The following is an 11,592-nucleotide window of genomic DNA, read 5'->3' as shown; positions in this document are numbered from 1 at the left end:
AGCAGCTTCTTCTTGCGGGTGGCGTCGCCGCCGTAGCATTTGGAGGTCACGTCCTTGCGCAGGGCGCGGACGGTCTCGCGGGCGATGATCTTGCCGCCGATGGCCGCCTGGATGGGGATCTGGAACAGGTGGGGCGGGATCAGCTCCTTCATCTTCTCGACCATGCCGCGGCCGCGGGTCTCGGCGCGGTTGCGGTGGACCAGCATCGACAGGGCGTCGACCGGCTCGGCGTTGACGAGGATGCTCATCTTGACCAGGTCGCCGGGCTTGTAGTCGGTCAGCTCATAGTCGAACGAGGCATAGCCCTTGGAGATGGATTTCAGCCGGTCGTAGAAGTCGAAGACGACCTCGTTGAGGGGCAGTTCGTAGACCACCAGGGCGCGGGCCCCGACGTAGCTGAGCTCGACCTGGGCGCCGCGGCGGTCCTGGCACAGCTTGATGACGCCGCCGAGGTATTCGTCGGGGGTCAGGATGGTGGCCTTGATCCACGGCTCGCTGATTTCGAGGATCTGCATCACGTCGGGCAGGTCGGCCGGATTGTGCAGGTCGATCTCGGAGCCGTCGCGCAGCCTGATCTTGTAGACCACCGAGGGGGCGGTGGCGATCAGGTCGAGGTTGAACTCGCGGCTGAGCCGCTCCTGGATGATCTCGAGATGGAGCAGGCCGAGGAAGCCGCAGCGGAAGCCGAAGCCGAGGGCGGCCGAGGACTCCATCTCATAGGTGAAGCTGGCGTCGTTGAGGCGCAGCCGGCCGATGGCGGCGCGCAGGTCCTCGAAATCGGCGGCGTCGACCGGGAACAGGCCGCAGAACACCACCGACTGGACCTCCTTGAAGCCCTTGAGCGGCTCGGCGGTGGGCTTCTTCTCGTCGGTGATGGTGTCGCCGACGGCGGCGTGGGCGACCTCCTTGATCTGGGCGGTGATGAAGCCGACCTCGCCGGGGCCGAGCTGGTCGACCGGGGTGTTCTTCGGCAGGAAGACGCCGACCCGGTCGATCAGATGGGTCGAGCCGTTCTGCATCATCCGGACCCGCTGGCCGGCCCGGAGCACGCCGTCGAACACCCGGACCAGGACGACGACGCCGAGGTAGGGGTCGTACCAGGCGTCGACCAGCAGGGCCTTGAGCGGGGCGTCGGCGTCGCCCTTCGGGGCCGGCAGGCGGGTGACGATGGCCTCGAGCACCTCCTCGATGCCGAGCCCCGACTTGGCGCTGCACAGCACGGCCTCGGAGGCGTCGATGCCGATGACGTCCTCGATCTGCTCGCGCACCCGCTCGGGCTCGGCGGCGGGCAGGTCGATCTTGTTCAGGACCGGGACGATCTCGTGATTGTTGTCGATGGCCTGGTAGACATTGGCCAGGGTCTGGGCCTCGACCCCCTGGGAGGCGTCGACGACCAGCAGGGAGCCCTCGCAGGCGGCCAGCGAGCGGCTGACCTCATAGGCGAAGTCGACGTGGCCCGGCGTGTCCATCAGGTTGAGGACATAGTCGAGCCCGTCCCTGGCCCTGTAGTTCAGGCGCACCGTCTGGGCCTTGATGGTAATCCCCCGTTCCTTCTCGATGTCCATGGAATCAAGGACTTGCGCCGACATCTCCCGGGCCGTCAGCCCGCCGGTGTGCTGGATCAGCCGGTCGGACAGGGTCGATTTGCCGTGGTCGATGTGGGCGACCACGGAAAAATTCCGGATGCGTTCGATGGGAGGGGTCGTCATGGCCGCGCCGGTAGCACGGCGGGGCCGGATCGCCAACGCGGGCGGCGGCCGGGCCGCGGATTACATCGCCGTAAGGCGGCCGATTCGCGTTTGAGAAGCCTCCGCGGAACCGCTATTCAACCGTCGATGACAAGGCGGCCGCACCGGCCGGCGCGCCCGGGCGCGGCCCGGTTTCCGGACGCCCCAGGGGGTTCAGACGTGGCGACCATGATGCGGAACATTCGGGCCGGTGCGGTGGTCCTGGGCCTGGCCCTGGCCGGCTGCGGCGGCGACAAGGCCGCCCGCGAGGCCGAGGCCAGGGCGGCCGAGGGACGCCAGGCCGGGCAGAGCGTGACGGTGGCGACCGCCGCGCTGCGCAACCTGCCGCGCACCGTCACCGCCTCGGGGACCGTCTCGGCCTGGGAAGATGTGCCGGTCGGGGCCGAGACCGGCGGCCTGACCGCCACGGCCGTCCATGTCGACGAGGGCTCGTACGTGCGGCAGGGCCAGCCGCTGGTCCAGCTGAACGACGCCCTGCTGACGGCCCAGCTGCGCCAGCGGCAGGCGGCGGTGCAGACCGCCGAGGCCAACGCCGACCGCGACCAGGCGGCGCTGGACCGGGCCGAGGAGCTGAAGGCGCGCGGCTTCCTGAGCCAGGCCTCGCTGGACACGGCGCTGGCCAACCGGCGGTCGTCCGACGCCAGCCTGGCGGCGGCGCGGGCGGCCCTGTCCGAGACCCGGACGCGGCTGGCCCAGGCCACCATCCGGGCCCCGGTGTCCGGCCTGGTGATCAGCCGCAAGGTGACCCGCGGCCAGATCGTGTCGCCCGGCGCCGAACTGTTCCGCATCGTCCGCGACGGCCGGCTGGAGCTCGACGCCCAGGTGCCGGAGACCGACCTGGGGCTGGTCCGGGCCGGCCAGGGCGCGGTGATCTCGTCCGACCAGGTCGGCGAGACGACGGGCACGGTGCGCATCGTCACGCCCGAGGTCGATCCGCAGACCCGGCTGGGCGTGGCCCGCATCGCGCTGACCGGCGGCGGCTTCCGGCCGGGCATGTTCGGCCGCGCCCGCATCCAGGTGGGGGCCCAGCCGGCCGTGACCGTGCCGACGGCGGCGGTGCTGTACCGCGAGAACCGGGCCGGGGTGTTCGTGATGGGAGCCGACGGCCGCGCCCGCTTCCGGCCCGTGACGGTGCTGTCGCGCACCACCGACCAAACCGCCGTGACCGGCGTCGACGCCGGAGCCCGGGTGGTGGTCGAGGGGGCGGGCTTCCTCGGCGAGGGCGACCGCGTCACCGTCGCGGCCGCTCCCGTCGCCGCGGCGAAGAGATAGGGCCCGGCCATGAGGAACATCTCGTCCTGGGCGATCCGGAATCCGATTCCGATCATCCTGCTGTTCGTGCTGTTGACGGTGGCCGGCGTCATCTCCTTCATGGGGATGCGGATCAACGACAACCCGGACATCGACTTCCCGCTGGTCGTCGTCTCGGCCGGCCGCCCCGGCGCCGCGCCGAGCGAGATGGAGGTCCAGGTCACCCGGCTGATCGAGGATTCGGTCGCCGGCCTGTCGGGCGTGCGCCACATCAACTCCCAGGTCACCGACGGCAGGTCGGTGACCAGGATCGAGTTCGAACTGGGCACCGACACCGAGCGGGCCACCAACGACGTCCGCAACGCCATGAGCGGGCTGCGCGGCGCGCTGCCGCGGGACATGCTGGAGCCGGCGGTCCAGCGCATCGACATCACCGGCAATCCCCTGATCACCTGGGTGGTGCGCTCGCCGACGATGACGCCCGAGCAGATCAGCTGGTTCATCGACAACGAGGTCAGCCGCGAGCTGCTGGCCGTTTCCGGGGTCGGCGAGGTCAACCGCCGCGGCGGGGTCGATCGCGAGATCCGCGTCGAACTGGATTCCGACCGGCTGGCCTCGTTCGGCCTGACCGCCGCCTCGGTCAGCCAGGCGCTGACGGCGGTGAACAGCGACCTGCCCGGCGGGCGGGTGACCATCTCGGGCTCGGAACGGGCCATTCGCGCGCTGGGCGCGGCCGGTTCGATCGAACAGCTGCGCGAGACGCTGGCGCCGCTGCAGAACGGCCGCACGGTCCGGCTGGGCGACCTGGGGACCGTCGAGGACCACTGGAGCGAGCCGCGCCGGCTGGCCCGCTACGACGGCCAGGAGGCGGTGACGTTCAACTTCCTGCGCTCGCGCAGCGGCAGCGAGGTCAAGGTCGCCGAGAAGGTGCGCGAGCGCGTCGCCGAGATCGACGAACGGCATCCGGAGCTGACCATCGCCCAGGTCCATTCCAATGTGAAGTATATCGAGGAGAGCTATCTCGCCTCGATCGAGGCCCTGCTGCTGGGCGCGGTCCTGGCGGTCGTGGTGGTGTTCATCTTCCTGCGCGACTGGCGGGCGACGCTGATCACGGCGACGGCCATGCCGATGTCGCTGATCCCGACCTTCGCCGTGCTGGGCCCGCTGGACCAGTCGCTGAACGGGGTGACCCTGCTGGCCCTGTCGCTGACCATCGGCATCCTGGTCGACGACGCCATCGTCGAGATCGAGAACATCGTCCGCCACATGCGCAACGGCAAATCCCCGTACAAGGCCTCGATGGAGGCGGCCGACGAGATCGGCCTGGCCGTGGTGGCGACCACCGCCACCATCATCGCCGTGTTCGCGCCGGTCGGCTTCATGCCGGGCATCGTCGGGCAGTTCTTCAAGGCCTTCGCCCTGGCGGCCTGCGTCTCGGTGGCCTTCTCGCTGGTGGTGGCGCGGACGCTGACGCCGCTGATGGCGGCCTTCCTGCTCAGGCACACCAAACACAAGGACAGGGATCCGTTCTGGATGGGCGGCTACCTCAGGGCCCTGACCTGGTCGCTGGGCAATCGCTGGAAGGTGTTCGGCCTCGGGACCCTGCTGGTCGTCGCCTCGGGCGCGGCCGTGGTCACCGGCCGGGTGCCGTTCGAATTCATGTCGCCGGGGGACCAGGCGCGGGCCGCCTTCTCGATCGAGCTGCCGCCCGGGGCGACCCTGGCCCAGACCGACGCCATCGCGCAGCGCATGACCCGCGACCTGCGGCAGCGCCCGGAGGTCCTGTCGGTCTACGCCGCCATCGGCGGGCAGGAGGTCAGCCAGGCCAACGTCTATGCGACCCTGGTCCCCAAGGGCGACCGCCGGCTGAGCCAGCAGGCCTTCCAGCGCGAGATGGTCGATCGCTGGAAGGCGATTCCGGGCGCCCGGATAGGGGCCGGGATCGGCAACCAGGGCGGCGGACCGAGCGACGGCACCAGCTACACCTTCGCCATCCTGGGCGACAATCCGGCGGCCCTGGAAGCGGCCGCGCGCCGGATCGAGGCGGAGATGCGCGCCGTGCCGGGGCTGGCCAATGTGGTCAACACCGCCGCCATCTCCCGACCCGAAATCCTGGTGACGCCGCGTCCGGACCAGGCCGCGCTGATGGGGGTGTCGGCCGGCGACATCTCGCAGACGATCCGCGTCGCCACCCTGGGCGACGTCGAGCAGAACCTGCCCAAATACAATCTGGGCGACCGCCAGGTGCCGATCCGGCTGCAGCTGGCCGCCGACGCCCGCGAGGACCTGTCGGTGCTGGAGACCCTGCGGGTGCCGACGGCGACCGGCGGCGCCGTGCCGCTGAGCGCCGTGGCCGACATCCAGTTCGGGGCCGGGCCGTCGCAGGTGCTGCGCCAGGACCGTTCGCGGATCGCCTCGATCACCGCGGAACTGGACGGCATCCGCTCCGGCGAGGCCCAGGCCGCGGTGTCGAAGCTGCCGTCAGTGAAGAACCTGCCCGACGGCGTGCGCCCCGTCCCGGCCGGCGACGCCGAGTTCATCCAGGAGATGGTGACCGGCTTCCTGATCGCCTTCTCGACCGGCATCCTGCTGATGTACGCCGTGCTGGTGCTGCTGTTCCGCAGCTTCGCCTATCCGGTGACGATCATGGCCTCGCTGCCGCTGGCCATCGGCGGGGCCTTCTTCGGCCTGATGGTCGCGGGCGCCAGCTTCTCGATCTCGTCGCTGATCGGGGTGCTGATGCTGATGGGCATCGCGGCCAAGAACTCGATCCTGCTGGTCGACTATGTGGTGGAGGCGGAAAAGGGCGGGATGAAGCGGCTGGACGCGATCATGGACGCCGCCCACAAGCGGGCGCGTCCGATCCTGATGACCACCTTCGCCATGGGCGCCGGCATGATGCCGGTCGCCGTCGGCTGGGGCGCGGACGTCGAGTTCCGCCAGCCGATGGCCATCGCGGTGATCGGCGGCCTGATCTCGTCGACCTTCCTGTCGCTGCTGTTCATCCCGCCAGTCTTCACCATCGTCGACGACATCGCCGGCTGGATGCGCCGGCGTGTCGGCGGGCTGTTCTCGGGCCACAGGCATGAACCGGAGGACGGCGAGCCGGCGCCGGCGGAATAGGGCCGGGAGTTTTTCGACCTGTGCGGCGCGCGCCGGTTCGCCGCTTCCATCCGCAGAAAACAGAAACCGGCCGGGGTTTCCCCCCGGCCGGCCGTTCCGTTCCGCCCCGCGGCGGGACGGTCAGTATTTGAAGCGCAGGGTCGCGCCGTAGGTGCGCGGCGCGCCCAGGAAGGCGTCGTAGGTCTGGGAGTCCAGGGCCGGATTGTAGTAGGTGCCGTTCGGCTGGACCGTGCTCTGGAACGCCCCGCCCTGCAGCGGGGCATTGTAGGCGACCTGGACATACTCCTCGTCGGTCAGGTTCTGGACCCAGAATTCGGCGGTCCAGCGCTCGTCCGCGCTGCCGAGCAGGAAACGGCCGTTCAGCGTGGTGAAGGCGTCCTGCTGCTTGAACGGCAGCAGGTCCGAGCCGGTGTTGTAGTCGCTCATATATTTGCCGGCGAGGCTGAAGCCGACGCGCAGGTCGTCGCCGATGTTGCGGTCGAAATTGATCGACATCGTGCCCGACCATTCCGGCGCGAAGGAAGCGGTGGCGCCCGGCAGCAGCGACAGCTGCGGGAAATTGCCCGGGCTGGACAGGTCGGCGGCGGTGAAGTCGCCGTACTCGGCCTCGGTCCAGGTGACGCCGCCCTGGAAGCTCAGGCCCTCGACGGGCGAGAACCACAGGAAGTCGGCGTCGATCCCGCGCGAGGTCAGCTCGGGGATCGACTCGACCACAAAGGCGGTGCCGAGGAAGGTGTTGAGCTGGAAGTCGTTGAAGGTCTGGTCGAAATAGGTGGCGTTCAGCAGCAGGGTGCGGTCCAGCAGCGTCATCTTCACGCCGGCCTCATAGCTGTCGACCACTTCCGACGGGAAGAACAGCGAAGCGTTGGGCGTGATCCCCGTCTGCACCCGGTCCAGGTTGTAGCCGAAGCTCTTGTAGCCGCGGGCGTAGGACACATAGGTCAGCACCGACGGGTTCAGGCGCAGGGACGCCTTGATCGTGCCGCTGAGCTCGCCGTCGTCGTAGCTCTCGGCGACGACGCGATTGTTGTAGGCGCCGTTGGACCACGGCAGGCAGAAGGTCCCAAGGATGGTCGGGGTCCCCGCGCCGAGGACGGCCCCGATGGCACCCGCATTGGCCAGGGCGGCGTTGCAGGTGGCGCCGTTGCCGTTGACGTTGCGCTGGAGGCCGTCCAGGCTCTTGTCGTCCAGCGTGTAGCGCAGGCCCAGGGTGACGTCGAACTGGTCGGTGACGTGCCAGGTGTTGTTGGTGAACAGGGCGAACGAGGTCGATCCCTGAATGTAGATGTCCTCGACGCCCTGGCCGACGATGAAGCCCGGCCCGGTGGCGGCCAGGGGGCTGGGCGGCGGGGACATGCCGCCGGTCGCCAGACAGCCGCCGAAGAAGGCCGCGGTTTGCCCCGGACGGGTGTAGCAGCCGATGGTGTTCGGGCTGATCGGCAGCAGCGGATTGGCCGAATTCAGTCGGGCGCTGAGCAACAGCGAGATGTACGGCGTGTAGTCGGCGCCCATGTAGTAGCTGTCGGTGCGGCCGATGTCCTCCTTCGTCGCGAACAGGCCGACCAGCCAGTCGAGGCGGTCGGTGGCCCCGGCCAGACGGAATTCCTGGGTCAGGTTCCCGACATCGTAACCGTAGTCGCCGTCCTTGACGCGATAGAGGATGTCGGCGCCGGTGAAGTCGGTGTCCTGACCGAGTTCGGAGGACCAGTTGCGCCACGAGGTGAGCGAGGTGAAGCTGGCGTTCAGGGAGGGAATGTCGATGTTGACCTCGGCCGACAGCCCCATGTCCTCGATGTCCTGGCCGGTGCCCCGGTTGGCGTAGCCGGTGCGCGAGAACGGCAGCAGGCCGAAGCCCGGGGCCGGGGGACGCTGGCCCGTGCCGTTCGAGAGGGCGTCGACGAACGGATAGGTCGGGCCGGTGCGGATCTGGGTCCCGACGCAGCAGTATTCGTCGCGCGCGCTGTAGTCCGCGATGAGGCGGACGGAGGTGTTGTCGTTCGGCAGGATCAGCAACTGGCCGCGGACGGTCGAGAACTCCTGGTTGCCGTCGTCGGTCTCCTGCCGCGGGCCGTCGCCGGTGTCGATGTCCATGAAGCCGTCGCGGACACGGGTGGCGCCGTAGATGCGGTAGGCCACCTGGTCGTTGATCGGGCCGGTCGCCGCCGCGGAGATGCCGGCGAGGCCGAAATTGCCCCCCGTCAGCTCGATCTCGAAGCCCGGCGTGAACGACGGGGCCTCGGTGATGATGTTGATGACCCCGGCCGAGGTGTTCTTGCCGAACAGGGTGCCCTGCGGGCCCTTGAGGATCTCGATGCGCTGCAGTTCGCCCAGGTCGCCGAAGCCGACCGAGTTGCGCGAGCGGTAGACGCCGTCGATGACCACGCCGACCGAGCTTTCCAGGCCGGGGTTGTCGCCGACCGTGCCGACGCCGCGGATGCGGGCGGTGGTCGAGGCTTCCGACGTGGTCGAGGTGACGGTCATGCCCGGCGTCAGGATCTGCAGGTCCTTGATGTCGCGGACCCCGGCGTCCTCCAGCACCTCCTCGGACAGGCTGGTGACCACGATCGGCACGTCCTGAAGGTTCTGTTCGCGCTTCTGCGCCGTGACGATGATGTCGTCGACGGTGGTGGCCCGGTCCTGACCGCCGTCCTGGGCCGAGGCGGCCCCGGCGAAGCCGAAGGCGACGGCGCCGACGACGGCGGCCGATGCGGTGCTGCGAAGAAGGTTGGTAAGGCGCATGGTCGCTCCCCGACAGGCCGGGGGTTCCCGACAGTCCGGGGCGCCGCGGCGTTTCCTGATCCCTGGGCCGCGCTCTTCTGGCGGAGCGCGGAAACTCCAGCATTCGGGGTAATCCAAGCCGGACTCCGCCACAAGCATCGGCGGCGGAAGCGGCCGCATTTCAGCCGGCGGCGAGCCTGACTGTGACGAAAAAGCGACAGAAGCCGATGACGTCAGGTCAATATTCGCGCACTAATCGCCAGTATCAGGTTCTTCCTCGGCCATTTCCTTGCGTCGACCGGCGGCAAGGGCCAGCACCGCGGCGCCGACCGCCGCCGACAGCAAGGAGCCGCCGAGCACCCCCAGCTTGACCTCGACCTGCTGCGGCGAGTCGATCGCCCCGGGGAAGGCCAGCACGCCGATGAACAGGCTCATGGTGAAGCCGACGCCGCAGAGCAGGCTGACGCCGTAGAGCTCCAGCCAGGTCGCGCCGGTCGGGCGGTGGCCGATCCCCAGGGCCGAGGCCAGCCAGGCCGCCCCGAACACGCCGACCTGCTTGCCGATGAACAGGCCGAGGGCGACGCCGACGACCAGCGGCGCCAGGGCCTGCTCCACCGACAGGCCGGCGAAGCCGACCCCGGCCTTGGCGAAGGCGAACAACGGCAGGACCAGGTAGGCGACATAGGGGTGCAGGTCGTGCATGGCCTCGCGCAGCGGGCTCTGGCCGTCGCTGCGGCGGTCGACCGGCACGATGGCGGCGAAGGCCACCGCGGTCAGCGACGTCGACAGGCCGGACAGCACGGTCAGGTACCAGACCAGGCCGAACCCGAGCACCCAGAACGGCGACGGCACCTTGCCGATGCGGCTCAGCACCCCCGCGGCCAGCAGCAGGGCGACGATCCAGGCCAGCGGCTGCCAGGCCACGCCGCTGGAGAACAGGGCGGCGATCAGGGCGATGGCCCCGAGGTCGTCGACGATGGCCAGGGTCAGCAGGAAGACCCGCAGCGAGGACGGCAGCTTGCGGGCCACGACGGCGAAGACGGCGAGGGCGAAGGCGATGTCCGTGGCCAGCGGGATCGGCCAGCCGCCGTGCGGCCCGCCGGCGGCTCCGGACACGGCCAGATAGACCAGGGCCGGGGCGACCATGCCGCCGAGCGCCGCCAGCACGGGCGTGGCCAGCTTGCGGGGGTCGCTGAGCTCGCCCTTGAGAATCTCGAATTTGATCTCCAGCCCGACGACCAGGAAGAAGATGGCCATCAGGCCTTCCTTGATCCACTCGGAGACGGTGAGCTCGAGCAGCAGCGGCCCGACCTGGAGGACGTGCTCGCTCTTCAGCCAGTGGAAATAGGTCGCCGACAGCGGCGAGTTGGCGACGACCAGGGCCAGCACGGCGGCCAGCCCCAGCACGGCCCCCGAGGCGGCCTCGGTCTTGAGGAAATCGAGGGTGATCTTGCGCGCCACGGCGGCCTCCGGACTGGAAAGGTCTGTCGTGGCGCCCGGTTATCGACGGGCGCCGGACCGGGTTCGCCGCTCGGAAGCGGGCGCCGGCCTGGCCCTCCGGCGCCGGAATCGGCGGGAGCGGGCCTGATCTCTGCCTCTACAATAGGCGGCCGGCCCGGGGGTTCAACCCGTCGCGGAAATGAACCGCGGCGGTTGCCCTCGCGCGATCCAGGCCGCATCTGGCCTCCATGCCCCCCTCCCCCGCCTACCGCCCCGAGCCGCGCTTCTTCGACCTGGGGGCGGCCTATGGCGACGCCGTCCGGGCCGCGGCGTTTCCGAAGACGATCCCGCGCTATCGCAACGACCGGGCGGCGGCGACCGTGGGTCTGGGCACCCTGACCGACGCCGAATGGATCGCCCATTTCGGCCGCTTCGAGCCCCTGCCCGGCCAGCCGGGGCCGGTGGCCATGCGCTATCACGGGCATCAGTTCCGCACCTACAACCCCGAGCTCGGCGACGGCCGCGGCTTCCTGGCGGCGCAGCTGAGGGCCCACGACGGGCGATTGCTGGATCTGGGCACCAAGGGCTCGGGCCGGACCCCGTGGTCGCGCGGCGGCGACGGGCGGCTGACCCTGAAGGGCGGGGTGCGCGAGGTGCTGGCGGCGGAGATGCTGGAGGCCCTGGGGGCGCCGACCAGCCGCGCCTTCAGCCTGATCGAGACCGGCGAGGCGCTGGAGCGGGGCGACGAGCCGTCGCCGACCCGGTCGGCGGTGCTGGTGCGGCTGTCGCACAGCCACATCCGGTTCGGGACCTTCCAGCGCGCCGCCTACATCGGCCGGCCGGACATGATCGAGGTCCTGGTCGAGCACGCCCGCGCCCTCTACCACCCGGAGGTCGCGGCCGGCGACACGCCCGGCTTCCTGCGCGCCGTGGTCGAGGCCTCGGCGCGGCTGACGGCGCGCTGGATCGCGGCGGGCTTCGTGCACGGAGTGCTGAACACCGACAATCTGAACGTCACCGGCGAGAGCTTCGACTACGGGCCGTGGCGCTTCCTGCCCCACTATGAACCGGGGTTCACGGCGGCCTATTTCGACCAGTTCGGCCTCTACGCCTTCGCCCGCCAGCCGGAGGCGGTGTTCTGGGCCCTGACCCAGCTGGGCGGGGCGCTGAAGCCGGTCGCCGAGATCGAGCCGCTGACCGACGCGCTGAACGGCTTCGGCCCGGCCTATATCCGCGAGCTGCGCGCCGCCTTCCTGGCCCGGCTGGGGGTGTCGAGCCTCGGCGAGGCGGCCGACCAGCGGCTGCTGGACGC

Annotated in this window: 6 protein-coding genes; 3 read left to right on the top strand and 3 right to left on the bottom strand. The window is 70.0% G+C overall.

Going from position 1 to position 11,592, the window contains the following annotated elements; genetic code table 11:
* The coding region (gene lepA / locus Q0588_RS11185) for a translation elongation factor 4 (RefSeq protein ID WP_298746051.1) at positions 1–1,709 on the bottom strand (1,709 nt) is incomplete at its 3' end.
* Positions 1,710–1,916: 207 nt separating this feature from the next.
* Between lepA and Q0588_RS11180 the strand changes: the two genes are divergently transcribed.
* Both Q0588_RS11180 and Q0588_RS11175 read left to right on the top strand, forming a co-directional pair.
* A complete protein-coding gene (locus tag Q0588_RS11180; protein WP_298746049.1) occupies positions 1,917–3,020 on the top strand; it encodes an efflux RND transporter periplasmic adaptor subunit in 1,104 nt (367 codons plus the stop codon).
* A gap of 9 nt (positions 3,021–3,029) precedes the next feature.
* Complete coding sequence (locus Q0588_RS11175) at positions 3,030–6,122, top strand: efflux RND transporter permease subunit (protein ID WP_298746048.1); 3,093 nt, start codon at positions 3,030–3,032, stop codon at positions 6,120–6,122.
* Between the two features lie 120 nt (positions 6,123–6,242).
* Here Q0588_RS11175 and Q0588_RS11170 read toward each other — a convergent pair whose 3' ends face one another.
* Together Q0588_RS11170 and nhaA are read right to left on the bottom strand one after the other, a co-directional pair.
* Complete coding sequence (locus Q0588_RS11170; protein WP_298746047.1) at positions 6,243–8,861, bottom strand: TonB-dependent receptor; 2,619 nt, start codon at positions 8,859–8,861, stop codon at positions 6,243–6,245.
* A 231-nt stretch (positions 8,862–9,092) separates the two neighbouring features.
* Positions 9,093–10,301, bottom strand: coding sequence for a Na+/H+ antiporter NhaA (gene nhaA, locus Q0588_RS11165; RefSeq protein ID WP_298746046.1), 1,209 nt, complete (start codon positions 10,299–10,301; stop codon positions 9,093–9,095).
* Positions 10,302–10,528: 227 nt separating this feature from the next.
* Between nhaA and Q0588_RS11160 the strand changes: the two genes are divergently transcribed.
* Positions 10,529–11,592 (top strand): protein adenylyltransferase SelO family protein (locus Q0588_RS11160; RefSeq protein WP_298746044.1); only part of this gene is annotated, 1,064 nt, incomplete at its 3' end.

The sequence above is a fragment of the uncultured Brevundimonas sp. genome (assembly GCF_937870815.1).
Taxonomy (GTDB): Bacteria; Pseudomonadota; Alphaproteobacteria; order Caulobacterales; family Caulobacteraceae; genus Brevundimonas.
Note: the sequence above shows the minus strand (reverse complement) of the source record. Positions and strands in the feature narration are given on the sequence as shown.